This window comes from Erwinia sp. E602, assembly GCF_018141005.1.
Taxonomy (GTDB): Bacteria; Pseudomonadota; Gammaproteobacteria; order Enterobacterales; family Enterobacteriaceae; genus Erwinia.
This window is the reverse complement of sequence record NZ_CP046582.1, coordinates 3,848,656-3,873,874: the sequence shown is the minus strand read 5'-3', so window position 1 is coordinate 3,873,874 and position 25,219 is coordinate 3,848,656. Positions and strand designations below refer to the sequence as shown.

The following is a 25,219-nucleotide window of genomic DNA, read 5'->3' as shown; positions in this document are numbered from 1 at the left end:
AGTTTATAGTGAAAAAGTTGTTGTGTGCCGCAGGTCTGGGTATTGCTCTGGCGGTTTCCGCCGGTGCTCAGGCTGCTGATAAAATTGCAGTGGTGAACGTTTCCAGCATTTTCCAACAGTTACCAGCGCGTGCGACCGTTGCGAAGCAGCTTGAGAACGAGTTCAAAGGCCGTGCGACCGAACTGCAAAACATGGAGCGCGACCTGCAGACTAAAATGCAGCGCCTGCAGCGTGATGCGTCAACCATGAAGGCCGCTGACCGCAGCCGCGCGGAAAAAGACGTGATGGCTCAGCGTGAAGCGTTCTCAACCAAAGCGCAGGCTTTTGAGCAGGATAACCGTCGTCGCCAGACCGAAGAACGTAACAAAATCCTGAGCCGTATCCAGGATGCTGTGCAGAAAGTGGCTGACAGCGAAGGCTACGATGTGGTTATCGATCAGAACGCTGTGGCTTACGCCGGTAAATCTAAAGACATCACTGCTGATGTTCTGAAACAGGTTAAATAAAACCATGTCTTCAATTCGACTGGCTGATTTAGCCCAGCAGTTGGATGCAGAATTGCACGGAGATGGCGATCTCGCCATCTCCGGCATTGCTTCTATGCAATCCGCCCAATCGGGACAGATCACTTTTCTTGCCAACAGCCGTTACCGCGAACAGCTGGCCCAGTGCCAGGCCTCTGCCGTAGTGTTAACGGAAGCCGACCGTGAATTTTTCACCGGTGCGGTGCTGGTGGTGAAAAACCCTTACCTGACCTACGCTCGTATGGCACAGCTGCTGGATATCACCCCACAGCCGGCCAGCCATATTGCGCCGAGCGCGGTCATTGATGCCACCGCTACCCTGGGTAACAACGTTGCCATCGGGGCCAATGCGGTCATTGAGTCCGGCGTGGTGCTGGGCGATAACGTGGTTATCGGACCTGGCTGTTTCGTCGGTAAACACACCCGAATCGGCGCCGGTAGCCGTCTGTGGGCCAACGTATCGATCTATCATGAGGTGCAGATCGGTACCGACTGCCTGATTCAGTCGGGTACGGTGATCGGCTCAGATGGCTTCGGTTATGCCAACGATCGCGGCAATTGGGTTAAAATTCCGCAGCTGGGCAGCGTGATTATCGGCGATCGCGTCGAAATCGGTGCCTGTACCACTATCGATCGCGGTGCGCTGGATAACACCCAAATCGGGAATGGTGTTATCATAGATAACCAGTGTCAGATTGCCCATAACGTGGTAATCGGCGACAATACCGCAGTTGCAGGCGGTGTGATCATGGCCGGTAGCCTGAAAATCGGCCGCTATTGCATGATTGGCGGTGCCAGCGTGATCAATGGTCATATGGAAATTTGTGACAAAGTTACCGTTACAGGGATGGGAATGGTGATGCGACCGATCACTGAACCTGGAGTATACTCCTCCGGGATCCCGCTGCAGCCCAATAAAACCTGGCGCAAAACTGCGGCGCTGGTGATGAACATCGACGAGTTAAGCAAACGCTTAAAAGCCGTCGAGCGTAAGGTTGCTAACGACTAAGCGCATACACCAGCACGCTAACCGGCTTTCATAATTACAACATGCTAAGCAGGGAAAGCTGCGTACAGACAAGATTTGCGGCCTGCGAACGATGTAACCATCGTTGCAGGCCGTGTTATTGATACCATCAGAATTTTTAGGACAGGAAGAGTATTTTGACTACTGAAACTCATACTCTGAAGATTGAAGAGATTATCGAACTTTTACCGCACCGTTACCCGTTTTTACTGGTCGATCGCGTGATTGAGTTCGAAGAGAACAAATACCTGCGTGCGGTAAAGAATGTCTCGGTCAACGAACCGTTTTTCCAGGGCCATTTCCCTGGTAAACCGATTTTCCCGGGTGTGCTAATCCTGGAAGCGATGGCACAGGCCACCGGTATCCTGGCGTTTAAAAGCGTGGGTAAACTGGAACCGGGCGAGCTGTACTACTTTGCCGGTATCGACGAAGCGCGCTTCAAGCGCCCGGTCGTGCCTGGCGATCAGATGATCATGGAAGTCACCTTCGAGAAAACCCGCCGTGGGTTGACGCGCTTTAAAGGCGTGGCGACCGTAGACGGTAAAATTGTCTGCGAAGCAACCATGATGTGTGCGCGCAGCCGGGAGGCTTAATTCGTGATTGACAGCACCGCCGTAATTCATCCAGGGGCGATCGTTGAAGAGGGCGCCATTATTGGTGCCGGTGTTCAGATTGGCCCGTTCTGCTGGGTGGGTGCCAACGTCGAAATTGGCGACGGTACCGTTCTTAAATCGCATGTGGTGGTCAACGGCCATACCCGCATCGGTAAAGACAACACCATCTATCAGTTCGCCTCGATTGGTGAAGCGAATCAGGATCTGAAATACGCCGGCGAACCAACCCGCGTTGAAATTGGCGATCGTAACCGCATTCGTGAAAGCGTGACCATCCACCGTGGCACCGTGCAGGCTGACGGCGTGACGAAAGTGGGTAGTGATAACCTGCTGATGGTCAATACCCACGTGGCGCACGACTGTGTGGTGGGTAACCACTGCATCCTGGCCAACAATGCGACGCTGGCCGGCCATGTTGTCGTCGACGATCATGCGATTATCGGCGGCATGACGGCGGTGCATCAGTTCTGCATTATCGGTGCGCACGTGATGGTCGGCGGCTGCTCCGGCGTGGCGCAGGACGTTCCGCCTTACGTGATTGCGCAGGGTAACCATGCGACGCCGTTCGGCATCAATCTGGTGGGCCTGCAGCGTCGTGGCTTCAGTAAAGAGGCGCTACACGCCATTCGTGCTGCCTACAAGCTACTTTACCGCAGCGGTAAAACGCTGGATGAAGTGAAGCCTGAGATTGCCGAGATTGCGAAAGTGCATCCTGAAGTCCAGCCGTTCTATGACTTCTTTGCGCGATCCACCCGGGGCCTGATTCGTTAACTCATGCCTAAGCGTCCCTTAACGATTGCCCTCGTCGCCGGAGAAACCTCCGGCGATATTCTTGGTGCCGGCCTGATTCGCGCGCTGAAACAGCAGCATCCTGACGCGCGCTTTGTCGGCGTGGCCGGGCCGCTGATGCAGGCCGAGGGCTGTGAAGCCTGGTATGAGATGGAAGAGCTGGCGGTAATGGGCATCGTTGAGGTGCTCGGCCGCCTGCGTCGCCTGCTGCAGATCCGCCGTGACCTGACCCGCCGTTTCAGCGCGCTGAAGCCGGACGTGTTTGTCGGCATCGACGCCCCGGATTTCAATATCACCCTGGAAGGCCGCCTGAAGCAGCGGGGCATCCGCACCATCCACTACGTCAGCCCGTCGGTGTGGGCGTGGCGGCAGAAGCGGGTGTTCAAAATTGGTCGCAACACCGATCTGGTGCTGGCGTTCCTGCCGTTTGAGAAAGCCTTCTACGATCGCTTCAACGTGCCGTGCCGTTTTATCGGCCACACGATGGCTGATGCGATGCCGATCGTGGCCGACAAGCTGGCCGCGCGCCGCGAACTGGGCATCGCCCCGGACGCGCTGTGCCTGGCGCTGCTGCCAGGCAGCCGCGGTGCGGAAGTCGAGATGCTCAGCGCCGACTTCCTGAAAACCGCGATGCTGCTGCGTGACAAGCATCCGGCGCTGGAGATCGTGGTGCCGCTGGTTAATCCGAAACGCCGCGAACAGTTTGAGCTGATCAAAGCGCAGGTGGCACCGGACCTGCCGATGCACCTGCTGGATGGCCAGGGCCGTGCGGCGATGGTTGCCAGCGATGCGGCACTGCTGGCCTCCGGCACCGCCGCGCTGGAGTGCATGCTGGCGAAATGTCCGATGGTGGTGGGGTATCGTATGAAGCCCTTCACCTTCTGGCTGGCGAAGCGGCTGGTAAAAACCGACTACGTTTCGCTGCCTAACCTGCTGGCCGGGCGAGAGCTGGTGCCAGAGCTGCTGCAGGATGAGTGCCAGCCCGAGCGGCTGGCGGCGGCGCTGGAGCCGCTGCTCAGCGGCGGTGATACCCGTGATGCCCTGCTGGCCACCTTCGCTGAGCTGCATCAGCAGATCCGCTGGGATGCAGACCAGCAGGCGGCTGCGGCAGTACTGGAGCTGTGCCCATGAGTGACTTTATCTACCCTGACGCGCGGCTGATTGCCGGCGTTGACGAGGTGGGCCGCGGCCCGCTGGTCGGTGCGGTGGTCACCGCTGCGGTGATCCTCGACCCGGTCCGGCCGATCGCAGGCCTCGCCGACTCAAAGAAATTGTCGGAAAAACGCCGCCTGGCGTTATACGATGAGATTAAAGAGAAGGCGTTAAGCTGGAGCCTCGGGCGCGCTGAGCCGGATGAGATCGACCGGCTCAATATCCTGCATGCCACCATGCTGGCGATGCAGCGGGCGGTGGCCGGCCTGCACCTGACGCCTGATTTTGTGCTGATCGACGGTAACCGTTGCCCGGCGCTGGCGATGCCGGCGCAGGCGATCGTTAAGGGCGACGGTCTGGTGCGTGAAATCAGCGCCGCGTCGATTATCGCTAAGGTCACGCGCGACCGTGAGATGGCCGGGCTGGATCTGCAGTACCCGGAGTACGGATTTGCCCAGCATAAAGGCTACCCGACGGCGCTGCACCTGGAAAAGCTCGCCCGCTTTGGCGCCACGCCGCACCATCGCCGCAGCTTTGCGCCGGTACGTAACGTGCTGCTCGACGCTGACGTCGCTGCTGCTGCGACGCGCGCGCTGTAATTCTTCTCTTCTGCGTTAACAGGATCACCGATGGCCGAACCCCGTTTTATTCATTTACGCGTGCACAGCGACTACTCCATGATCGATGGACTGGCGAAGACGAACCCGTTGGTGAAACACGCGGCGAAGATGAATATGCCGGCCATCGGCATCACCGATTTCACCAACCTGTGCGGGCTGGTGAAATTTTACGGCACCGCGCACGGTCAGGGGATGAAACCGATTATCGGCGCTGACTTTAACGTGGCCAGCGTGGCAATGGGCGATGAACTGTCGCAGATCACCGTGCTGGCGGCCGATAATGATGGCTATCAGAATCTGACGCTGCTGATCTCCCGTGCCTATCAGCGCGGCTATGGCCCGGCAGGGCCGACCATCGATCGCGACTGGCTGGCCGAACATCAGCAGGGGATTATCCTGCTCTCCGGCGGCCGCCGTGGCGACGTCGGTAAAATGCTGTTGCGCGGCAACGCCGCGATGGTCGCCGAGTGTCTCGGCTTCTATCAGCAGCATTTTCCCGATCGCTACTACCTGGAGCTGATCCGCACCGGGCGGCCGGATGAAGAGAGTTACCTGCACGCGGCAGTGGAACTGGCGATTGCCGAGGGCATTCCAGTGGTGGCCACCAACGAGGTCTGTTTCCTGCAAGAAACCGACTTTGACGCCCATGAAATTCGCGTGGCCATTCACGACGGTTTTACCCTCGACGATCCGAAACGTCCCCGTAACTACAGCCCGCAGCAGTATATGCGCAGCGAAGAGGAGATGTGTGAGCTGTTTTCGGACATCCCGGAAGCGCTGGAAAACAGCGTAGAGATCGCCCGCCGCTGCAACGTTACCATCCGCCTGGGCGAGTACTTCCTGCCGCAGTTTCCAACCGGTGAGATGACCACCGAAGATTTCCTGGTGCTGAAGTCGCAGGAGGGCCTGGAAGAGCGGCTTGAGTTCCTGTTCCCCGATCCTGAGGTGCGCGCCGCCCGCCGCCCGGAGTATGACGAGCGTCTGGATATTGAGCTCAACGTGATTAACCAGATGGGCTTCCCGGGCTACTTCCTGATCGTTATGGAGTTTATCCAGTGGTCGAAGGATAACGACGTACCGGTCGGGCCGGGGCGCGGCTCCGGTGCCGGGTCGCTGGTCGCCTACGCATTGAAAATCACCGACCTCGATCCGCTGGAATTCGACCTGCTGTTCGAACGTTTCCTTAACCCGGAACGTGTTTCCATGCCCGACTTCGACATCGACTTCTGTATGGAGAAGCGCGACAGCGTGATTGAGCACGTGGCGGAAATGTACGGCCGTGAAGCGGTTTCGCAGATCATCACCTTCGGTACCATGGCCGCCAAAGCGGTGATCCGCGACGTTGGCCGCGTGCTGGGCCACCCGTACGGCTTCGTTGACCGCATCTCCAAGCTGGTGCCGCCTGACCCGGGCATGACGCTGGAAAAAGCCTTTGCCGCCGAACCGCAGCTGCCGGAAATCTACGAGGCGGATGAAGAGGTCAAGGCGCTGATCGATATGGCGCGCAAACTGGAAGGCGTGACGCGTAACGCCGGTAAACACGCCGGTGGCGTGGTGATCGCGCCGACCAAAATCACCGATTTTGCGCCGCTATACTGCGATGAGAACGGCCAGTTCCCGGTCACCCAGTTCGATAAGAACGACGTGGAGTACGCAGGCCTGGTGAAGTTCGACTTCCTTGGCCTGCGCACGCTGACCATCATCGACTGGGCGCTGGCGATGATCAACGCCCGGCGCACCAAAGAAGGGCTGGATCCTGTCGATATTGCGACGATCCCGCTTGAAGATCAGAAAAGTTTCGATATGCTGCAGCGCTCGGAAACCACCGCCGTATTCCAGCTGGAATCCCGCGGCATGAAGGATCTGATCAAGCGCCTGAAGCCGGACTGTTTCGAAGATATGATCGCCCTGGTGGCGCTGTTCCGTCCGGGGCCGCTGCAGTCGGGGATGGTCGACAACTTTATTGACCGTAAGCACGGGCGTGAGGCGATCTCCTACCCGGATATTCAGTGGCAGCATGAGTCGCTGAAGCCGGTTCTGGAACCGACCTATGGCATCATCCTCTATCAGGAACAGGTGATGCAGATTGCCCAGGTGCTGGCGGGCTACAGCCTTGGCGGCGCGGACATGTTGCGCCGTGCGATGGGTAAAAAGAACCCGGTCGAGATGGCCAAGCAGCGCGGCGGCTTTGAGGATGGTGCGAAATCGCGCGGCATTGACGGCGAGCTGGCGATCAAAATCTTCGACCTGGTGGAAAAATTCGCCGGCTACGGCTTTAACAAGTCGCACTCTGCCGCTTATGCACTGGTCTCCTACCAGACGCTGTGGCTGAAGGCGCACTACCCGGCGGAGTTTATGGCGGCAGTAATGACCGCTGATATGGATAACACCGAGAAAGTGGTTGGCCTGGTGGACGAGTGCTGGCGGATGGGGCTGAAGGTGCTGCCGCCGGACATTAACTCCGGCCTTTATCAGTTCCACGTCAACGAAGCCGGTGAGATCGTTTACGGCATCGGCGCGATTAAGGGCGTCGGCGAAGGCCCGATTGAAGCGATTATTGAGTCACGCAACGAGGGCGGCTATTTCCGCGAGTTGTTTGACCTCTGTGCGCGCACCGACACCAAAAAGCTGAATAAGCGGGTGCTGGAAAAACTGATTATGTCCGGCGCGTTTGACCGGCTTGGCCCGCACCGTGCCGCGCTGATGAGCGCGCTGCCGGACGCGCTGAAGGCCGCCGATCAGCACGCTAAAGCAGAGGCGACAGGGCAGGCCGATATGTTCGGCGTGCTGGCCGAGGCGCCGGAGCAGGTAGAGAAGTCGTATGCCGACGTGACGCCGTGGCCGGAGCAGATCCAGCTGGATGGCGAAAGGGAGACTTTAGGTCTTTACTTAACCGGGCATCCGATTAACCAGTATCTGAAAGAAATTGAGCGCTATGTCGGTGGACAGCGCCTGAAAGACATGCACCCGACCGATCGCGGCAAGATGACCACGGCGGCCGGTCTGGTGGTGGCGGCCCGCGTAATGGTAACAAAACGCGGTAACCGTATTGGCATCTGCACCCTGGACGACCGCTCCGGTCGTCTGGAAGTGATGTTGTTTACAGATGCGTTGGATAAGTTCCAGCATATGCTGGAGAAAGACCGTATCCTGATCGTCAGCGGACAGGTCAGCTTTGATGACTTCAACGGCGGGCTTAAAATGATGGCCCGCGATATGATGGACATCGATGAAGCCCGTGAAAAATATGCACGTGGGCTTGCTATCTCGCTGACGGACAGGCAAATTGATGACCAGCTTTTGAACCGTCTCCGTCAATCCCTGGAACCCCATCGTTCGGGGACAATTCCGGTACATCTCTACTATCAGAGAGAGGATGCGCGGGCGAAGTTGCGCTTCGGTGCAACCTGGCGCGTGTCGCCGAGCGATCGTTTGTTAAACGATCTTCGGTCGTTGATAGGATCGGAGCAGGTGGAACTGGAATTTGACTAAAACAGGATTATTATGAGTCTTAATTACCTGGATTTCGAACAGCCAATCGCAGAGCTTGAAGCGAAAATTGATTCGCTTAAGTCGGTTGGCCGTCAGGATGAAAAACTGGATATTAATCTGGATGAAGAGATACAGCGTCTGCGCGATAAAAGCGTTGAGCTGACGCGTAAAATCTTCTCAGATTTGGGTGCCTGGCAGATCGCGCAGCTAGCGCGCCATCCGCTGCGACCGTACACGCTGGACTATGTCCGTAACGTGTTTACCGACTTCGACGAACTGGCCGGCGATCGTGCTTTTGCCGACGATAAAGCCATCGTTGGCGGTACCGCGCGTCTCAACGGCCGTCCGGTGATGATCATTGGTCATCAGAAAGGGCGTGAAACGAAAGAGAAGATCCGTCGTAACTTTGGTATGCCCGCGCCGGAAGGTTACCGTAAAGCGCTGCGCCTGATGGAGATGGCCGAGCGGTTTAATATGCCGATTATCACCTTTATCGACACCCCGGGCGCTTACCCTGGCGTTGGCGCGGAAGAGCGCGGCCAGTCCGAAGCTATCGCCCGTAACCTGCGTGAGATGTCCGGCCTGACCGTGCCGGTGATCTGTACGGTAATCGGTGAAGGCGGTTCCGGTGGTGCACTGGCCATCGGCGTCGGCGACAAAGTGAATATGCTGCAGTACAGCACCTACTCGGTGATTTCACCGGAAGGCTGCGCCTCAATTCTGTGGAAAAGCGCCGATAAGGCACCGCTGGCCGCCGAAGCGATGGGCATCATCGCTCCGCGTCTGAAAGAGCTTAAGCTGATTGACACGGTGATCCCTGAACCGCTGGGTGGCGCGCACCGCCATCCGCTGGTGATTGGCGAATCGCTGAAAGCGCAGCTGCTGGCCGATCTTGCCGAACTGGACGTGCTGACCAAAGACGAGCTGCTGGATCGTCGTTACCAGCGCCTGATGAGTTACGGCTACGCGTAATCGTTAACCGTCTTCGCACACGAAAGGGCCCCAGGGGCCCTTTTTTTATGCCTTTTTTTCAACATTCATCGCATAGAGGCCCGGCGGCCACTGGGTTAGTCTGCGGTTTCTGATAACGCAACGGACGAGGTGAACATGGATATTAACCGACGCAAGCTGGCCTTCGGGCTGCTCTCTCTGCCGGCGGCGGCGGCGCTGAACGGCTGTGCCGTCCCGCCGCACTCGCCACGGCCGTCGGAGTTTCTGCCGCTGGCAACGGACCGGCTGGCGCTGGAGCTGGAGGATCGGCCCACCGCAGAACTGCTGGCACCCGCGATTGTCGATGCCGGCTTTATGATGGCCCCACCGAAAGACGAGATTGCCGCAGCCAGCCTGGTAATAGGCTTTGCCTTTGGCAATCGGCCCAATCCGCAGAACGACCCGAATAAGCTGGCGCTGCCCGGCCCGATGAACAGGGTGCTGGCGCACTGCTGCGCGGCGGTGTATCGCAAAAAAGCGCTGCCGATGTACCTGCAGTGGGAGATCGCCCGCTGCCTGCTGGCGCCGGAGTTCGCGGATATCCCCCGCCATGCCATTATCTCTATCGAACCGTACTGGGATGCGCAGGGCAGGCTGGTCTATCTGAGCACCGACGGCGTGGTGGAGACGATTCTGAAAAACCACTTTGCTAACGATCCGACGCTGGCGGGCAATGCTGCCATCATTGGCCATCACGATCACGTTAAACGCTGCATCATTACCTGCCGTGGGCGCCGGATCCACGGCTTTGCCCCGCGTGGGATCGCGCTGCCGCGCTGGTATGATCGGCGATCGGCACAGCCGTGGACGCGCCGCCGCGATCTCTACGTGCTGCAGGACGTGGCGGCACAGCTGTCGATGGCCGCCCAGGCGCGCATCGCCCAGGCCTACCCCAACGGCTGAGCAGAGCAACCGACGATCCGCTATGCTTAGCCTTTTTAATCGCCGCGGGCAGGGCTTGCCCGCGGCGCATGGAGGTAAGCATTGAATATCATCGCGATCGTCGGGCCGCATAACGCATTCTATAAAGATGAACCGATCCGTGAACTGGACGCCGCGTTAAAAGCCCGCGGTTTTCAGACCATCTGGCTGCAGGAGGCCAGCGGGCTGATTAAGCTGGTGGAGCATAATCCCCGCATCTGCGGCGTGATTTTCGACTGGGATGAGTACAGCCTCGAGCTGTGCAGTGAACTGAACCAGCTGAACGAGTACCTGCCGCTTTACGCCTTTATCAACACCCATTCAACGATGGACGTCAGCATCAACGAGATGCGCATGACGCTGTGGTTCTTTGAGTACGCACTGAACGCCGCCGAAGATATCGCCCAGCACATTGGTCAGTATACGGATGAGTATCTGGAGACCATTACGCCGCCGCTGACCCGGGCGCTGTTTAACTACGTCAAAGAGGGAAAATACACCTTCTGCACGCCGGGACATATGGCCGGCACCGCCTTCCAGAAGAGCCCGGTCGGCTGCCTGTTTTACGACTTCTTCGGTGCCAATACGCTGAAGGCCGATATCTCGATCTCGGTCACCGAGCTCGGTTCGCTGCTCGATCACACCGGGCCACATCTGGAAGCGGAAGAGTATATCGCCCGCACCTTCGGCGCCGAGCAGAGCTATATGGTGACTAACGGTACCTCGACCTCAAACAAGATCGTCGGCATGGTGTCCGCCCCGGCGGGCAGCACCGTGCTGGTGGACAGGAACTGCCATAAGTCGCTGACCCATCTGCTGATGATGAGCGATATTGTGCCGATCTGGCTGAAACCGACCCGCAACGCGCTGGGCATCCTCGGCGGCATTCCGAAACGCGAATTTACCCGAGAAAGTATCGCGCTTAAGGTTGCAGAAACGCCGCGCGCCAGCTGGCCGGTGCACGCCGTGATCACTAATTCCACCTATGACGGGCTGCTCTACAACACCCGCTACATCAAAGAGACGCTGGAGGTGCCTTCGATCCACTTTGACTCGGCCTGGGTGCCCTATACCAACTTTCATCCGATCTATCAGGGGCTCAGCGGCATGAGCGGTGAACGCACGCCGGGTAAGGTGATCTATGAAACCCAGTCGACCCATAAGCTGCTGGCGGCATTTTCACAGGCCTCGCTGATCCACATTAAGGGGGATTACGACGAGCAGACCTTTAATGAAGCCTATATGATGCATACCACCACCTCGCCCAACTATGCCATCGTCGCGTCGATTGAGACCGCCGCCGCGATGCTGCGCGGCAACCCGGGGCGGCGGCTGATTAACCGTTCGGTGGAACGGGCGCTGCACTTCCGCCGCGAAGTCCAGCGGCTGCGTGAAGAGTCAGAGGGCTGGTTCTTCGATATCTGGCAGCCCGACGGTATCGTTCAGCCTGCCTGCTGGCCGATCCAGCCGGGTGAGGAGGAGTGGCACGGCTTCCGCGATGCGGATGCCGATCATATGTACCTCGATCCGATCAAGGTGACGATCCTCACCCCCGGCATGAGCGAGCTGGGTGAGATGAGCGGTGAGGGGATCCCGGCCGCGCTGGTGGCGAAGTTCCTCGACGAGCGCGGCATCGTGGTGGAGAAAACCGGCCCGTATAATCTGCTGTTCCTGTTCAGCATCGGCATTGATAAAACTAAAGCGATGAGCCTGCTGCGCGGCCTGACCGAGTTTAAACGTGCTTATGACCTGAACCTGCGGGTGAAGAACATGCTGCCGGATCTCTATGCGCAAGACCCTGACTTCTACCGCAACATGCGCATTCAGACGCTGGCGGCGGGCATCCATGGCCTGATCCGCCAGCATGATTTGCCGCGCCTGATGTTAAAGGCCTTCGCTATGCTGCCGGAAATGAGACTTACGCCACACCAGATGTTCCAGCAGCAGATCAAGGGCAACGTGGAAACGGTGCCGATCGGCCAGCTGATCGGGCGGGTGTCGGCCAATATGATCCTGCCCTATCCGCCGGGGGTGCCGCTGGTGATGCCGGGTGAGACGATCACCGAAGAGAGCCGCGCGGTGCTCGATTTCCTGTTAATGCTGTGCAGTATCGGCGAGCAGTATCCGGGCTTTGAAACCGACATCCACGGTGCGACCCTGACGGAGGAGGGCGAGTATCAGGTGCGAGTACTGCGGCAGGGCCCGCTGGCGTAAGATGCTGTCATACCGCCCCCTGGCGATGCGCGCGGCAGGGGGCTGACTATCCGTTGTAAGGAGCTAACATGTCGGGTTTAACGTTAACGAAGGTGCACCACGTGGCGATTATCGCCAGCGATTACCACGTCAGTAAGGTGTTCTATACCAAAATTCTTGGCTTCACGCTGATGGGCGAGGTTTACCGCGAAGCGCGCGACTCGTGGAAAGGCGATCTGGCGCTGAACGGTGCCTATACCCTTGAGCTGTTCTCGTTTCCTTTCCCGCCCGCGCGGCCGTCTCACCCGGAAGCCTGCGGCCTGCGTCATCTGGCCTTCAGCGTCACCGACCTGGATGCGGCCATTGCCCACCTGACCGCGCATGAGGTGTCCTGTGAGCCGGTGCGCACCGATCCGCTCACCGGTAAGCTGTTTACCTTCTTCAGTGACCCTGACGGTTTGCCGTTAGAGCTCTATCAGGCATAGAATAGAGCGCCTTAACCCTCACCCCGCGAGGGTTAAGCAATCATCCGACGATTCACGCACTCTGTTCAGGTAATCTCATGTCCGCTCTTGCCCATCTTGAACCGCTGCTGGTGGCCGAACAGGCTGTGATGCTGGCCTACAGCGGCGGCCTTGATTCCAGCGTGCTGCTGCATCAGCTGGTGTTGCTGCGCCGGCAGCGGCCCGAACTGCGGCTGCGTGCGGTGCATATCCACCATGGTCTTAGCCCGCATGCTGATGGCTGGGCAGAGCACTGCCGTCAGCAGTGCGCGCAGTGGCAGGTGGCGCTCGAGGTGGTCAGGGTGCAGCTGGACGTCCGCGAAGGCGGGGTGGAAGCGGCAGCGCGCGCGGCGCGCTATCAGGCGTTGCGGCAGCGGCTTCAGCCTGGAGAAGCTCTGCTCACCGCGCAGCATCAGGACGATCAGAGCGAAACGCTGCTGCTGGCGCTGAAGCGCGGCAGCGGCCCGGCCGGGCTGGCGGCGATGCCGCTGGACGGCCGGCTGGGCGAACATCGTCACCTGCGACCGCTGCTGGCGCAAGGTCGTGGCCAGCTGGAGCGCTGGGCGGCGGAGCACCAGCTGTGCTGGATTGAGGATGAGAGCAATCAGGATCCGCGCTACGATCGCAACTTCTTACGCCTGCAGGTGCTGCCACTGCTGGCCTCGCGCTGGCCGCACTTCGCCGCCGCCAGCGCGCGCAGCGCGGCCTTATGTGGCGAGCAGGAGCAACTGCTGGACGAGCTGCTGGCGGAGTCGCTACAGGCGCTGGTGGCCGCCGACGGCAGCCTCGACGTGGTACCGCTGCTATCGCTCAGCGAAGCGCGGCGCTCTGCGCTGATGCGGCGCTGGATTGCCCGTTGCCAGGGCGGCATGCCGTCGCGCGCCGGGCTGCAAAAACTGTGGCAGGAGGTGGTTTGTGCCCGTCCCGACGCCGAGCCGCGTCTGCGTATCGGCAAGGCGGAAGTGCGCCGCTTTCGCGAACGGCTGTACTGGCTGCCGCTGCTCGCCAGCGTGAGCGACGTGATGCTGCCGTGGCCGGCACCCTGGAAGCCGCTGCCGCTGCCGGAGGGTCTGGGTGAGCTTCTGCCTGGCCCGCAGCCGGAGGCGCAGGATGGCAGCCGGTCAAATCAGGACGGCCAGCCGGTGCCAGAAGCGCAGCAGACAGACATCGCGCTGCTGCCGGTTGATAACGTAACCAGGCCGTGGCTGGCCGCGTCAGGTAGTGGTGGCACGTTGCCGGCACTCGCCGCATCAGATGCCTGTGGTTCACTGTCGTCCGGAGATGCGGCGGGCAATATTCTGCCGCCGGGCGATGTGCTGTTTCTCCTGCGCCCGCCGCTGCCTGGTGAGGCGGTCAGCGTGCGTTTTCAGGCGCAGGGGCGCTTTCATATCGTCGGGCGCAACGGCAGCCGTCCGCTGAAAAAGCTGTGGCAGGAGCTGGCGGTGCCGCCCTGGCAGCGCGAACGCATCCCGCTGATTTTTTATGGCGATTGCCTGATGGCCGCCGCGGGCCTGTTTATTACCCGTGAAGCCGAGCCGCAGTCCGTCGCAACGGCCTGGCAGATCCGCTGGCGCCGGTAACCTTAAGAGAGCAATGATGAAGATGATATTAACCCTGCTGCTGGCCGCCAGCCTGCCGGCACTGGCCGCAGGCGACGCCAGCCGCGGGCAGGAGAAGTCGGCGCGCTGTCTGGCCTGCCACGGAGCCCAGGGCAAGGCGGTCGCGCCGATCTATCCGAATCTGGCCGGACAGCCGGCACCCTATCTGGAGCTGGCGTTACAGGCCTATAAGTCCGGCGGGCGCAGCGGCGGGCAGGCGGAAGTGATGAAAGCGTTTGTGGCGGGATTAAGTGATGAGGATCTGGCCGACCTGGCCGCGTATTACGCCGGGCTGCAGCCCTGAAAACAGACGGGGCGGATAATCATCCGCCCCGTTGCTATCCGTGCAGCACAGGTTAGTCGGATTCGCTGACCACAATGGTGCCCAGATCCGGGTGGCTGAAGCTGGCGATATGATCGAGGCGCAGGTCGCGCAGGCTCCCCGCCTCTTCAACGCTGAGATATTCCACGTTTTTACGCGAGACCATATCTTTGGCTTTCGCCTTCAGCTTTTCACCGTCCTTCAGCTCCAGCGCCAGCAGCCACTGATTCTGGCAGGCCAGCTCCAGGTTGTCGTAATCATCGCAATTGATCGGGGTGTAGGCTTCATTCGTCAACATAGTCGCTCACCAATAAGTTGGCGGCAGCAAAGGCTGCCTGTTCCCTGATGGAAGAGTGTAGCTCAGGATTGGCCGCTACCTCATCAAGTGCTTTCAAAGCGCACGCCAGCGGATCCGGCACGTACCCCAGAGCGCCACTGCCGATCTCGGCATATTTGCGGCGAACTAACTCACAATACTGTTGCACAGGTACCTCCTTCAGCTTTTTCTCTGGCTATTCTCCGACTATAGCACAGCCATTTATGGGAAATCAGCCAGCCGACAGGTGATTTACGGGTGCATCAGGTACAATAGCCGGCAACGACGATAAGGATCCTTATGGCACTGAAAGCAACGATTTACAAAGCCACGGTTAACGTCGCGGATATGGACCGCAACGTGTTTCTCGATCACACCCTGACGCTGGCCCGTCACCCCTCGGAAACGGAAGAGCGTCTGATGCTGCGGCTGCTGGCCTGGCTGGTGCACGCCAACGAACGGCTGAGCTTCACCCGCGGCCTGAGCGCCGAAGACGAGCCGGAACTCTGGCAGCTTAACGATCACAACGGCATTGACGTGTGGATTGACCTCGGCCTGCCGGACGAGCGTCGCATCAAAAAAGGCTGTAGCCGCTCACAGCAGGTCTGGCTGTATGCTTATAACTGGCGTGCGGCGCAGCCGTGGTGGCAGCAGCATCAGAACAGGCTGACGCAACACGACAACCTGACGGTACGCTACCTGAACGATGAACAGCTCAGCGCCCTGACCACGCTGGCTTCGCGCTCCATGACGCTGCAGGCCACCATTCAGGACGGCACCATCTGGCTGTCGGATGACACGCATCATCTGGAAATCACCTTTGAGCAGTGGCTGGAAAACGGGAAGCTCAGATGATTATTTTGTCACGTAGCGTCACCATTCCCGATGCCGAAATCGAGATTACCGCGATCCGCGCGCAGGGTGCCGGTGGTCAGCACGTGAATAAAAGTTCAACCGCTATCCACCTGCGCTTTGATATCCGCGCCTCCAGCCTGCCCGAGTTCTATCAGCAGCGCCTGCTGGCCGCCAGCCACCATCTGATCACTCCGGACGGGGTGGTGATTATCAAAGCGCAGGAGTACCGCAGCCAGGAGATGAACCGCGAGGCGGCGATGAAGCGGCTGGAGAACCTGATTCAGGAGCTGACGGTAGTGGAGAAAACGCGGCGGGCAACGCGGCCAACCCTGGCGTCGAAAAAACGCCGGCTGGAAGGCAAAGCGCGTCAGTCAGCGACTAAATCGTTGCGTGGGCGCGTGAAGGGCGATTAGCTTGCGGCAAAAAAAAGCCACCGCCTCAGGCGGTGGCTGATGCGTAGCGAACGGGCTTAAACGCCCAGTTCGCCGGCCAGGAAATCAACGATTTCGCTGGTTTTCAGCATGCGTTTGTCGCCGCTGCGGCGCGCTTTGTATTCAACTTCTTCATTGTCGAGGTTGCGCTCGCCAATCACGATGCTGTGCGGCACGCCAATCAGCTCCATATCGGCAAACATCACGCCCGGACGCTCCTTACGGTCATCAAGGATCACATCAATCCCTTTCGCCCGCAGGGTAGCGTACAGCTCTTCGGCCAGGTCTTTCACGCGGAACGACTTGTGCATGTTCATCGGCAGGATCGCTACCTGGAACGGCGCCAGCGCCGCCGGCCAGATAATGCCGCGCTCGTCGTGGTTCTGCTCAATGGCCGCCGCCACTACGCGGGTGATCCCGATACCGTAGCAGCCCATGGTCATCACCTGGTTGCGGCCATCTTCACCCTGAACTGTGGCTTTCATCGCTTCCGAGTATTTGGTGCCGAGCTGGAAGATATGGCCCACTTCGATACCGCGTTTAATCTGCAGGGTACCCTGACCGTCCGGGCTGGCGTCGCCTTCCACCACGTTACGGATATCTGCAACCTGCGGCAGCGGCAGGTCACGCTCCCAGTTAATGCCGCGCAGGTGCTGGCCGTCGATGTTGGCGCCAGCGCTGAAGTCACTCATCGCTGCAACGGTGCGGTCGGCGACGATTGGCATCGGCAGGTTGACCGGGCCGAGTGAACCCGGACCCGCGTTAACCAGCGCACGGATCTCTTCTTCGGTGGCGAAGGTTAACGGGGCGGCAACGATCTCAATCTTCTCGGCTTTGATTTCGTTCAGCTCGTGATCGCCGCGTACCAGCAGCGCAACCAGCGTATGGCCGCTCTCTGCGGTGGCTTTCACCATCAGCGTTTTCACGGTTTTTTCCACCGGCAGGCCAAACTGGGCCACCAGTTCGGCGATGGTTCTGGCGTCCGGGGTAGCGAACTGGCTCAGCGCTTCCGCTGGCGCAGCGCGGCCTGCGGCCGGCGCGACGGCTTCGGCTTTCTCAATGTTGGCCGCATAGTCGGAACCGGTTGAGAACACCACGTCATCTTCACCGCTCTGGGCAAGCACCTGGAACTCATGCGAGGCGCTGCCGCCGATCGAGCCGGTATCTGCATCTACCGCGCGGAAGTCGAGGCCCATGCGGCTGAAACTCTGGCTGTAGGCGCGGTACATCGCGTCGTAGGTTTCCTGCAGAGATTCCTGGGTGGTATGGAACGAATACGCATCCTTCATGATGAATTCGCGTGAACGCATCACGCCAAAGCGCGGGCGCACCTCATCACGGAACTTGGTCTGAATCTGGAACAGGTTCAGCGGCAGCTGCTTGTAGGAGCTGAGTTCGTTACGGATCAGATCGGTGACCACTTCTTCATGCGTCGGGCCAAGCACAAACGGGCGCTCGCCGCGATCGACAAAGCGCAGCAGCTCCGGGCCGTACTGCTCCCAGCGTCCGCTCTCCTGCCACAGGTCCGCAGGCTGAACCACCGGCATGGAGATTTCAATCGCGCCAGCGTTGTTCATCTCTTCGCGCACGATGTTTTCAACTTTCTTCAGCACGCGCAGGCCGGTTGGCAGCCAGGTATAGAGACCGGAAGCCAGTTTGCGGATCATCCCGGCGCGCAGCATCAGCTGGTGGCTGATCACTTCGGCGTCGGCAGGGGTCTCCTTAAGGGTGGAGAGCAGGTATTGAGTAGTACGCATGAGTTAAGGTTCCATATAAACGGAAAGCTACTACCCCCGATCGGTCATTTGGCCGGCCGCAGGCCGGCTGAATTCACCAGGGGGTAAAATAGGGTGTCAAAATCCTGGCGGCTAGTGTAACAGCGTGACCGGTGAGTCAAAAGATGTCCGGTAAAATTAACGCGGATCGATGCCGGTGACTTCGGTACCCGCAGCGGTCACCCGCCAGCGCACGTTAAAGTCCAGCAGCCAGGCGGCATATTCGCGCTCGGGCTCTTCGCCCTTGCGGTAAGCGGGACGCGGATCCTGCGCCAGCACCTGGCTGATAAAGCGTTCAAGGTGCGGGTAGCGTGCCAGCTGCCCGTGCAGCTGCTCGCGTGCTGACGGGGTAAAGATGACCGGCATATCGGCAGCGGGTGCCTGCTGGGCAAAACCGGCCCGCGCGTCCGGCACCGATTCGGCAAACGGCAGGTAGGGCTTGATGTCGATCACCGGCGTGCCGTCGACCAGGTCAAGGCTGCCCAGTTCGAGGATCACCTGCTGCTGTTCGCAGCGGATGCCCTTCAGCTCGACCAGCGACATGCCGATCGGGTTCGGCCGGAAGGTGGAACGGGTGGCAAACACGCCCATGCGCGCGTTGCCGCCGAGGCGTGGCGGGCGTACGGTCGGTCGCCAGCCACCGGCCATCGTCTGGTGGAAAACAAACACCAGCCACAGATGGCTGAACGCCTCCAGCCCCCTGACCGCATCCGGCTGATTATAGGGGGGCAGCAAACGCAGTTCGCCGCCGCCGTCGGCAATCAGGCCGGGCTGTCTGGGCACGGCAAATTTCTCCTTCCACGGGGAGTGAATAGTGCCGATCTGCTGGAAGGAAAAAGTGGACATAGTGGCTTTACTCGTCATGGCTGAATGCGGTGAAGTGGCCTGCCAGAGAGGAGGCCGGCCACGCAAAGAGGTCGCCCGCGCAGGAGCGTTTATTTGGCAACGTTGAGGGCTGAGCCCTGACAAATCGCCTGGCGGTAGCAACCCGGAGCAGAGGTGACGATCTCACACTTGTGTACCAGCACCGCGTTGGCCTTCATGCCGGAGGCACGCACCTGCAGCCGCTTACGCGCGGTCGCCAGGTTCGGCGGCGAGTCCTGGGCGCTGCTCTGGCAGTCTTCCCCGTAGACTTCACCCAGATCGCGGAACGGTTTGCTGACCAGGTCCGCAGCATCGGTATAGAGCTTCACCGGGGCAGGGCGCGGAGCCGTTTTGGTGCGTTCCGGCTCTGCCTGCGTTGACGGCGGCAGCGGGGTGACCGGTTTGTAAGGTTTAGGCACCAGTGAGCACCCTGTCAGCGCGAACGCTAACAGACAAAGCGGCAAAGCACGCATGGGGAATCCTTATGTTCAGTAAAAAGTGGCGTTATTGAACCAAGCCAGCAGGGAAATAACAAGCAGAGAGCGGAGGAGTCGCAGGGAATCGGTCAGGCAAGGGGAGAGGAGAAAGAGAAACGGGCGACCGGAGCCGCCCGTCGGCTGAACTTACCAGCCTTTCACTGCGCCGCCGTTGAACACTTTGTTCGCGGCGTCGTTCACTTCGTCAGACTGATAGGCCTGCACGAATTTCTTCACGTTTTCCGCGTCTTTGTTATCTTCGCGGGCCACGATCAGGTTGGTGTACGGAGAGTCTTTGTCTTCAACAAAGATGCCGTCTTTTGCCGGAGTCAGGCCAATCTGGCTGGCGTAAGTGGTGTTGATCACCGCCAGGGCGATCTGCTGATCGTCCAGCGAGCGCGGCAGCTGAGGGGCTTCCAGCTCAACCAGCTTCAGGTTTTTCGGGTTCTCTACCACGTCCAGCGAGGTTGGCAGCAGGCCCACGCCATCCTTCAGCTTGATCAGACCTACTTTCTGCAGCAGTAGCAGTGAACGGCCAAGATTAGTCGGGTCGTTAGGGATAGCCACCTGATCGCCGGCCTTCAGTTCATCCAGCGATTTGATTTTCTTCGAGTAACCGGCGATCGGGTAGACGAAGCTGTTGCCGACGGAGACCAGCTTATAGCCGCGGTCTTTAATCTGCTGATCCAGGTAAGGCTTGTGCTGGAAGGCGTTAACGTCGATGTCACCTTTGCTCAGCGCTTCGTTTGGCAGCACGTAGTCGTTAAAGGTCACCAGCTCAACGTCGAGGCCGTATTTATCTTTGGCCACTTTCTGCGCCACTTCAGCAACCTGCTGCTCTGCACCGACGATCACACCCACTTTAATGTGGTTTGGATCTTTGGCCTTCTGGTCGCAACCCACCAGTGCCAGTGAGCCGATCAGCGCGCCAACGGCGGCAAACGTTTTAAGATTAAAAGACATATCCCTTCCTTAAATAGAGAGAACTTACCGTTATGTTTACTTGTGAGTAACCGCACGAACGATGCGATCGCCACAGAGCTGAATTAAATACACCAAAATGACCAGCAGAACCAATACCGTGTTCATCACCGTGGCATTGTAACCGATGTAGCCGTACTGATAACCAATCTGCCCGAGCCCGCCGGCACCGACCGCGCCGCCCATGGCCGAGTAGCCCACCAGAGTAATCAGAGTAATAGTAGCGGCATTGACCAGACCCGGCAGCGCCTCCGGCAGTAAAACTTTGCGCACGATCTGCAGCGGGGTGGCACCCATCGCGCGTGAGGCCTCAATCAGGCCACCCGGCAGTTCCAGCAGCGCGTTCTCCACCATACGCGCAATAAAGGGCGCGGCACCCACGGTCAGCGGCACGATCGCCGCCTGCAGGCCAATCGAGGTACCGACGATGGCGCGGGTAAACGGAATCATCCAGACCAGCAGGATGATAAACGGAATAGAGCGGAAGATATTGACCGTTGCCGAAAGCACGCGATACACCGCCGGGTTGGCGATAATCTGCCCCGGACGCGTCACGTACAGCAGCACCCCGACCGGCAGGCCGAGTACGAAACCAAAGAAGCCGGAGACAAAGGTCATCATCAGGGTTTCCCAAATGCCGCGGCCCATTAACCACATCATTGCCTCAGACATAACCTAATACCTCTACCTTTACGTGATGCTCATGCAGGAATGCGATGGCCGCTGCGGTGTCCTGCGGCTCTCCATGGATCTCGGCCAGCATAATGCCGAACTTCACGCCGCCGGCGTAATCCATCTGCGCGCTGATAATGTTGTTATTAACGTTGAACCGACGCGCGGACTCCGACAGCAGCGGGGCATCCACCGACTGACCGGTGAACTCCATGCGCAGCAGCGGCACCTTGCCGCCGGTTGCCGTTGGGGTCAGGCGCTGCAGATAGTCTTCCGGAATGTCCAGATGCAGCGTTGACTGGATAAACTGCTGCGCCAGCGGGGTTTTCGGGTGAGAGAACACTTCGCTTACCGTGTCCTGCTCGATCAGCTGGCCGTTGCTGATCACCGCCACCCGATCGCAGATGCGTTTCACCACGTCCATCTCATGGGTGATTAACAGAATGGTAATGCCCAGACGCCGGTTGATGTCTTTAAGCAGCTCGAGGATCGAACGGGTGGTTGCCGGGTCCAGCGCGCTGGTGGCTTCATCACACAGCAGCACTTTCGGGTTGCTGGCCAGCGCACGGGCAATCGCCACGCGCTGTTTCTGTCCGCCGGAGAGGTTAGCGGGCCAGGCATCGCGTTTATCCGCAAGGCCAACCAGTTCCAGTAATTCAGTCACACGCTGAGCGATATCGGCTTTGGACAGGTTGCCCAGCTCCAGCGGCAGCGCGACGTTACCGGCCACCGTGCGCGAGTTAAGCAGGTTAAAGTGCTGGAAGATCATGCCAATCTGGCGGCGTGCCAGCGTCAGTTCACCGGCGGACAGGCGCGTCAGGTCCTGGCCATCAACCAGCACCTGGCCTGATGTCGGGCGTTCTAACAGGTTAACGCAGCGAATCAGCGTACTTTTACCGGCACCGGAAGCGCCGATAACGCCATAAATTTGTCCGGCAGGCACCTCAAGGCTGACGTCGGTCAGCGCGGTGATGGTGCGTGTACCCTGCTGGAACACTTTGGTGATATGGGAAAGTTTAATCATTGATTTATTTATTATCGCGGTGGGTGTTGTCCGTGGTGTCCAGTTTAGTGTATCCGCACTAAAAGGGTGTTGATGTGGATGTTAAGGCATCCAGACGTCTAAATCAATCTAAGTCGCCCAAACGCCCGTTCTCCTTATTATGTTAATCATGCGATAATCGACGGCAAATCTTTATCAGGAGTAAGTCAGTGGCTAATAAGGTTCCGGCAGTTTTTCTCGATCGTGATGGCACTATTAATGTCGATCACGGATACGTCTCTGAAATCGACAGCTTTGAGTTTATCGACGGTGCGATCGACGCCATGCGTGAACTGAAGGCGATGGGCTTCGCGCTGGTGCTGGTGACCAACCAGTCCGGTATTGCCCGCGGCATGTTCAGTGAAGATCAGTTTATGCAGCTGACCGAATGGATGGACTGGTCGCTGGCCGATCGTGATGTCGATCTGGATGGCATCTATTTCTGTCCGCATCATCCGGAAGCAATAGTAGAAGAGCTGCGCCAGCGGTGTGAATGCCGTAAGCCACAGCCGGGCATGTTGTTGTCCGCGCAGCAAGAGCTGAACATTGATATGGCGGCTTCTTATATGGTTGGCGATAAAATTGAAGATATGCAGGCCGCTGCCGCTGCCGGAGTAGGTAAAAAAGTATTAGTCCGTAGCGGTAAACCCGTCACTGCAGAAGGTGAAAGTGCAGCGGATTGGGTGCTCAACAGCCTGAAAGAGCTGCCTGCACGCATCAAACAGTCTTAAAATGCAGCGTTGCGAGTGAACTTTAAGCAAGTGGAAAATAATTTAAGATTTCCACTTGCGTTCCCGGAGCGGCTCCCTATAATGCGCCTCCATCGACACGGAACAACGGCTTACAGGCCAGCGTGTTGAGAGGTTCAGAAAGTTCTGAATCGCCGGAAAAAACTTCTCAAAAAGGAGTTGACTCCGAAGGAGGAAAGCGTAATATACGCCACCTCGCAACAGGAAGCTTCGGCACTGATTGCACCGCTCTTTAACAATTTATCAGACAATCTGTGTGGGCACTCGCAGGATTGATATCAGGCACCTTCGGGTGTCAAAAAATATCAAGTCTCACGAGTGAACACATAATGAAATTCATTATGACGTTTTACAGATGAGCATCGCTGCACTTGTTTCAGCAAATCGAACTTTTAATTGAAGAGTTTGATCATGGCTCAGATTGAACGCTGGCGGCAGGCCTAACACATGCAAGTCGAACGGTAGCACAGAGAGCTTGCTCTTGGGTGACGAGTGGCGGACGGGTGAGTAATGTCTGGGAAACTGCCCGATAGAGGGGGATAACTACTGGAAACGGTAGCTAATACCGCATAACCTCGTAAGAGCAAAGTGGGGGACCTTCGGGCCTCACGCTATCGGATGTGCCCAGATGGGATTAGCTAGTAGGTGGGGTAATGGCTCACCTAGGCGACGATCCCTAGCTGGTCTGAGAGGATGACCAGCCACACTGGAACTGAGACACGGTCCAGACTCCTACGGGAGGCAGCAGTGGGGAATATTGCACAATGGGCGCAAGCCTGATGCAGCCATGCCGCGTGTATGAAGAAGGCCTTCGGGTTGTAAAGTACTTTCAGCGGGGAGGAAGGCGATGAGGTTAATAACCTCGTCGATTGACGTTACCCGCAGAAGAAGCACCGGCTAACTCCGTGCCAGCAGCCGCGGTAATACGGAGGGTGCAAGCGTTAATCGGAATTACTGGGCGTAAAGCGCACGCAGGCGGTCTGTCAAGTCAGATGTGAAATCCCCGGGCTTAACCTGGGAACTGCATTTGAAACTGGCAGGCTAGAGTCTTGTAGAGGGGGGTAGAATTCCAGGTGTAGCGGTGAAATGCGTAGAGATCTGGAGGAATACCGGTGGCGAAGGCGGCCCCCTGGACAAAGACTGACGCTCAGGTGCGAAAGCGTGGGGAGCAAACAGGATTAGATACCCTGGTAGTCCACGCTGTAAACGATGTCGACTTGGAGGTTGTGCCCTTGAGGCGTGGCTTCCGGAGCTAACGCGTTAAGTCGACCGCCTGGGGAGTACGGCCGCAAGGTTAAAACTCAAATGAATTGACGGGGGCCCGCACAAGCGGTGGAGCATGTGGTTTAATTCGATGCAACGCGAAGAACCTTACCTGGCCTTGACATCCACGGAATTCGGCAGAGATGCCTTAGTGCCTTCGGGAACCGTGAGACAGGTGCTGCATGGCTGTCGTCAGCTCGTGTTGTGAAATGTTGGGTTAAGTCCCGCAACGAGCGCAACCCTTATCCTTTGTTGCCAGCGATTCGGTCGGGAACTCAAAGGAGACTGCCGGTGATAAACCGGAGGAAGGTGGGGATGACGTCAAGTCATCATGGCCCTTACGGCCAGGGCTACACACGTGCTACAATGGCGCATACAAAGAGAAGCGAACTCGCGAGAGCAAGCGGACCTCATAAAGTGCGTCGTAGTCCGGATCGGAGTCTGCAACTCGACTCCGTGAAGTCGGAATCGCTAGTAATCGTAGATCAGAATGCTACGGTGAATACGTTCCCGGGCCTTGTACACACCGCCCGTCACACCATGGGAGTGGGTTGCAAAAGAAGTAGGTAGCTTAACCTTCGGGAGGGCGCTTACCACTTTGTGATTCATGACTGGGGTGAAGTCGTAACAAGGTAACCGTAGGGGAACCTGCGGTTGGATCACCTCCTTACCTCAAGATACATTCCCGCGTAGTGTCCACACAGATTGTCTGATGAAAAAGTAATGAGCAAGACGGCTGCGAAGTCGAGACATGATCCAGTGTCCCCTTCGTCTAGCGGTTAGGACTCCGCCCTTTCACGGCGGCAACAGGGGTTCGAATCCCCTAGGGGACGCCACTTGCTTGGTGACAGGTGAAAGGTGTCTCCATCGTATCTTAAAGATGACTTTCGAGTCTGCTTTAAGATATTGCTCTTTAAAAATCCGGAACAAGCTGAAAATTGAAATGACGTATCGTTTTCATTCTCCGTAATAAGAATGAAGTCAACGATATGTTCGAGTCTCTCAAATGCTTGCAGCTTTCGAGTTGTCCTTCGGGACGCTTGTGGGTTG

At 58.4% G+C, this 25,219-nt stretch carries 24 protein-coding genes, 1 tRNA gene and 1 rRNA gene; 18 read left to right on the top strand and 8 right to left on the bottom strand.

The features are described 5' to 3' along the window. Positions 1 to 8 precede the first annotated feature (8 nt). The 13 genes from skp to GKQ23_RS19375 all read left to right on the top strand — a co-directional run bounded on the left by skp (position 9) and on the right by GKQ23_RS19375 (position 14,727). On the top strand, positions 9 to 506 hold the full coding sequence (gene skp, locus GKQ23_RS19435; protein ID WP_056236310.1) for a molecular chaperone Skp: 498 nt from the start codon (positions 9 to 11) through the stop codon (positions 504 to 506). A 4-nt stretch (positions 507 to 510) separates the two neighbouring features. After that, positions 511 to 1,533: a UDP-3-O-(3-hydroxymyristoyl)glucosamine N-acyltransferase gene (gene lpxD / locus GKQ23_RS19430; RefSeq protein WP_212409190.1), complete on the top strand. Its 1,023-nt coding sequence runs from the start codon at positions 511 to 513 to the stop codon at positions 1,531 to 1,533. Positions 1,534 to 1,688: 155 nt separating this feature from the next. After that, on the top strand, positions 1,689 to 2,144 hold the full coding sequence (gene fabZ / locus GKQ23_RS19425) for a 3-hydroxyacyl-ACP dehydratase FabZ (RefSeq protein ID WP_056236314.1): 456 nt from the start codon (positions 1,689 to 1,691) through the stop codon (positions 2,142 to 2,144). A gap of 3 nt (positions 2,145 to 2,147) precedes the next feature. Further along, positions 2,148 to 2,936 carry an acyl-ACP--UDP-N-acetylglucosamine O-acyltransferase gene (lpxA, locus tag GKQ23_RS19420; RefSeq protein WP_056236316.1) on the top strand — a complete coding sequence of 263 codons (789 nt, stop codon included), beginning with the start codon at positions 2,148 to 2,150 and terminating at the stop codon, positions 2,934 to 2,936. A gap of 3 nt (positions 2,937 to 2,939) precedes the next feature. After that, positions 2,940 to 4,085 (top strand): lipid-A-disaccharide synthase, encoded by a 1,146-nt coding sequence (gene lpxB / locus GKQ23_RS19415; protein ID WP_212409189.1) that lies wholly within the window; start codon positions 2,940 to 2,942, stop codon positions 4,083 to 4,085. Then, positions 4,082 to 4,705, top strand: a complete 624-nt coding sequence (rnhB, locus tag GKQ23_RS19410) for a ribonuclease HII (protein ID WP_212409188.1) — start codon at positions 4,082 to 4,084, stop codon at positions 4,703 to 4,705. Before lpxB ends, rnhB begins: the two co-directional genes overlap by 4 nt. Before the next feature lie 30 nt (positions 4,706 to 4,735). Next, positions 4,736 to 8,218 (top strand): DNA polymerase III subunit alpha, encoded by a 3,483-nt coding sequence (gene dnaE, locus GKQ23_RS19405; protein WP_056236320.1) that lies wholly within the window; start codon positions 4,736 to 4,738, stop codon positions 8,216 to 8,218. A gap of 12 nt (positions 8,219 to 8,230) precedes the next feature. Beyond that, complete coding sequence (gene accA / locus GKQ23_RS19400; protein ID WP_056236322.1) at positions 8,231 to 9,190, top strand: acetyl-CoA carboxylase carboxyl transferase subunit alpha; 960 nt, start codon at positions 8,231 to 8,233, stop codon at positions 9,188 to 9,190. 135 nt (positions 9,191 to 9,325) lie between these two features. Further along, positions 9,326 to 10,111: a hypothetical protein gene (locus tag GKQ23_RS19395; protein WP_249168433.1), complete on the top strand. Its 786-nt coding sequence runs from the start codon at positions 9,326 to 9,328 to the stop codon at positions 10,109 to 10,111. A gap of 81 nt (positions 10,112 to 10,192) precedes the next feature. Further along, on the top strand, positions 10,193 to 12,343 hold the full coding sequence (locus tag GKQ23_RS19390; RefSeq protein WP_212409187.1) for a lysine decarboxylase LdcC: 2,151 nt from the start codon (positions 10,193 to 10,195) through the stop codon (positions 12,341 to 12,343). 68 nt (positions 12,344 to 12,411) lie between these two features. Next, positions 12,412 to 12,807: a VOC family protein gene (locus tag GKQ23_RS19385; protein WP_101506333.1), complete on the top strand. Its 396-nt coding sequence runs from the start codon at positions 12,412 to 12,414 to the stop codon at positions 12,805 to 12,807. A gap of 77 nt (positions 12,808 to 12,884) precedes the next feature. Next, positions 12,885 to 14,405, top strand: coding sequence for a tRNA lysidine(34) synthetase TilS (gene tilS / locus GKQ23_RS19380; RefSeq protein ID WP_249168432.1), 1,521 nt, complete (start codon positions 12,885 to 12,887; stop codon positions 14,403 to 14,405). 16 nt (positions 14,406 to 14,421) lie between these two features. Next, a complete protein-coding gene (locus GKQ23_RS19375; protein WP_056236400.1) occupies positions 14,422 to 14,727 on the top strand; it encodes a cytochrome c in 306 nt (101 codons plus the stop codon). Between the two features lie 52 nt (positions 14,728 to 14,779). Here the strand turns inward: GKQ23_RS19375 and rof are convergent, their stop codons facing one another. Both rof and GKQ23_RS19365 read right to left on the bottom strand, forming a co-directional pair. Continuing rightward, on the bottom strand, positions 14,780 to 15,043 hold the full coding sequence (rof, locus tag GKQ23_RS19370) for a Rho-binding antiterminator (protein ID WP_056236331.1): 264 nt from the start codon (positions 15,041 to 15,043) through the stop codon (positions 14,780 to 14,782). Next, on the bottom strand, positions 15,030 to 15,230 hold the full coding sequence (locus GKQ23_RS19365; protein WP_056236333.1) for a YaeP family protein: 201 nt from the start codon (positions 15,228 to 15,230) through the stop codon (positions 15,030 to 15,032). Before GKQ23_RS19365 ends, rof begins: the two co-directional genes overlap by 14 nt. Before the next feature lie 131 nt (positions 15,231 to 15,361). On the opposite strand from GKQ23_RS19365, the gene GKQ23_RS19360 reads away from it, so the two are divergent. Next, a complete protein-coding gene (locus tag GKQ23_RS19360) occupies positions 15,362 to 15,916 on the top strand; it encodes a YaeQ family protein (RefSeq protein ID WP_056236335.1) in 555 nt (184 codons plus the stop codon). Continuing rightward, complete coding sequence (gene arfB / locus GKQ23_RS19355; protein WP_056236336.1) at positions 15,913 to 16,329, top strand: alternative ribosome rescue aminoacyl-tRNA hydrolase ArfB; 417 nt, start codon at positions 15,913 to 15,915, stop codon at positions 16,327 to 16,329. The genes GKQ23_RS19360 and arfB overlap by 4 nt, the downstream gene beginning before the upstream one ends. 56 nt (positions 16,330 to 16,385) lie before the next feature. On the opposite strand, the gene proS is transcribed toward arfB, so the two are convergent. The 6 genes from proS to metN all read right to left on the bottom strand — a co-directional run bounded on the left by proS (position 16,386) and on the right by metN (position 22,139). After that, complete coding sequence (proS, locus tag GKQ23_RS19350; RefSeq protein WP_056236338.1) at positions 16,386 to 18,104, bottom strand: proline--tRNA ligase; 1,719 nt, start codon at positions 18,102 to 18,104, stop codon at positions 16,386 to 16,388. A 156-nt stretch (positions 18,105 to 18,260) separates the two neighbouring features. Further along, positions 18,261 to 18,968 carry a tRNA (N6-threonylcarbamoyladenosine(37)-N6)-methyltransferase TrmO gene (gene tsaA, locus GKQ23_RS19345; RefSeq protein WP_212409186.1) on the bottom strand — a complete coding sequence of 236 codons (708 nt, stop codon included), beginning with the start codon at positions 18,966 to 18,968 and terminating at the stop codon, positions 18,261 to 18,263. 89 nt (positions 18,969 to 19,057) lie between these two features. Next, a complete protein-coding gene (gene rcsF, locus GKQ23_RS19340; protein ID WP_056236340.1) occupies positions 19,058 to 19,459 on the bottom strand; it encodes an Rcs stress response system protein RcsF in 402 nt (133 codons plus the stop codon). Positions 19,460 to 19,609: 150 nt separating this feature from the next. Next, positions 19,610 to 20,425, bottom strand: coding sequence for a MetQ/NlpA family lipoprotein (locus GKQ23_RS19335; protein ID WP_056236342.1), 816 nt, complete (start codon positions 20,423 to 20,425; stop codon positions 19,610 to 19,612). A gap of 36 nt (positions 20,426 to 20,461) precedes the next feature. Then, entirely contained in the window at positions 20,462 to 21,115 is a 654-nt protein-coding gene (locus tag GKQ23_RS19330; protein ID WP_056236344.1) for a methionine ABC transporter permease MetI, read from the bottom strand. After that, complete coding sequence (metN, locus tag GKQ23_RS19325) at positions 21,108 to 22,139, bottom strand: methionine ABC transporter ATP-binding protein MetN (RefSeq protein WP_056236346.1); 1,032 nt, start codon at positions 22,137 to 22,139, stop codon at positions 21,108 to 21,110. Before metN ends, GKQ23_RS19330 begins: the two co-directional genes overlap by 8 nt. Before the next feature lie 188 nt (positions 22,140 to 22,327). Here metN and gmhB point away from each other — a divergent pair, with 188 nt between their 5' ends. The 3 genes from gmhB (at position 22,328) to GKQ23_RS19310 (ending at position 25,005) form a co-directional block, all read left to right on the top strand. Next, positions 22,328 to 22,888 (top strand): D-glycero-beta-D-manno-heptose 1,7-bisphosphate 7-phosphatase, encoded by a 561-nt coding sequence (gene gmhB, locus GKQ23_RS19320; protein WP_101506335.1) that lies wholly within the window; start codon positions 22,328 to 22,330, stop codon positions 22,886 to 22,888. 411 nt (positions 22,889 to 23,299) lie between these two features. Further along, positions 23,300 to 24,839: ribosomal RNA gene (locus tag GKQ23_RS19315) — 16S ribosomal RNA — on the top strand. 91 nt (positions 24,840 to 24,930) lie between these two features. Further along, positions 24,931 to 25,005: transfer RNA gene (locus tag GKQ23_RS19310), tRNA-Glu, on the top strand. The last annotated feature ends 214 nt before the right edge of the window (positions 25,006 to 25,219 follow it).

Bases quoted from the DNA above. Each gene is read 5' to 3' on its own strand.
- lpxD (WP_212409190.1), top strand. From the start codon at position 511: ATGTCTTCAATTCGACTGGCTGATTTAGCCCAGCAGTTGGATGCAGAA.
- lpxB (WP_212409189.1), top strand. From the start codon at position 2,940: ATGCCTAAGCGTCCCTTAACGATTGCCCTCGTCGCCGGAGAAACCTCC.
- rnhB (WP_212409188.1), top strand. From the start codon at position 4,082: ATGAGTGACTTTATCTACCCTGACGCGCGGCTGATTGCCGGCGTTGAC.
- dnaE (WP_056236320.1), top strand. From the start codon at position 4,736: ATGGCCGAACCCCGTTTTATTCATTTACGCGTGCACAGCGACTACTCC.
- accA (WP_056236322.1), top strand. From the start codon at position 8,231: ATGAGTCTTAATTACCTGGATTTCGAACAGCCAATCGCAGAGCTTGAA.
- GKQ23_RS19395 (WP_249168433.1), top strand. From the start codon at position 9,326: ATGGATATTAACCGACGCAAGCTGGCCTTCGGGCTGCTCTCTCTGCCG.
- GKQ23_RS19385 (WP_101506333.1), top strand. From the start codon at position 12,412: ATGTCGGGTTTAACGTTAACGAAGGTGCACCACGTGGCGATTATCGCC.
- tilS (WP_249168432.1), top strand. From the start codon at position 12,885: ATGTCCGCTCTTGCCCATCTTGAACCGCTGCTGGTGGCCGAACAGGCT.
- GKQ23_RS19375 (WP_056236400.1), top strand. From the start codon at position 14,422: ATGAAGATGATATTAACCCTGCTGCTGGCCGCCAGCCTGCCGGCACTG.
- rof (WP_056236331.1), bottom strand. From the start codon at position 15,043: ATGTTGACGAATGAAGCCTACACCCCGATCAATTGCGATGATTACGAC.
- GKQ23_RS19360 (WP_056236335.1), top strand. From the start codon at position 15,362: ATGGCACTGAAAGCAACGATTTACAAAGCCACGGTTAACGTCGCGGAT.
- arfB (WP_056236336.1), top strand. From the start codon at position 15,913: ATGATTATTTTGTCACGTAGCGTCACCATTCCCGATGCCGAAATCGAG.
- proS (WP_056236338.1), bottom strand. From the start codon at position 18,104: ATGCGTACTACTCAATACCTGCTCTCCACCCTTAAGGAGACCCCTGCC.
- tsaA (WP_212409186.1), bottom strand. From the start codon at position 18,968: ATGTCCACTTTTTCCTTCCAGCAGATCGGCACTATTCACTCCCCGTGG.
- rcsF (WP_056236340.1), bottom strand. From the start codon at position 19,459: ATGCGTGCTTTGCCGCTTTGTCTGTTAGCGTTCGCGCTGACAGGGTGC.
- GKQ23_RS19335 (WP_056236342.1), bottom strand. From the start codon at position 20,425: ATGTCTTTTAATCTTAAAACGTTTGCCGCCGTTGGCGCGCTGATCGGC.
- GKQ23_RS19330 (WP_056236344.1), bottom strand. From the start codon at position 21,115: ATGTCTGAGGCAATGATGTGGTTAATGGGCCGCGGCATTTGGGAAACC.
- metN (WP_056236346.1), bottom strand. From the start codon at position 22,139: ATGATTAAACTTTCCCATATCACCAAAGTGTTCCAGCAGGGTACACGC.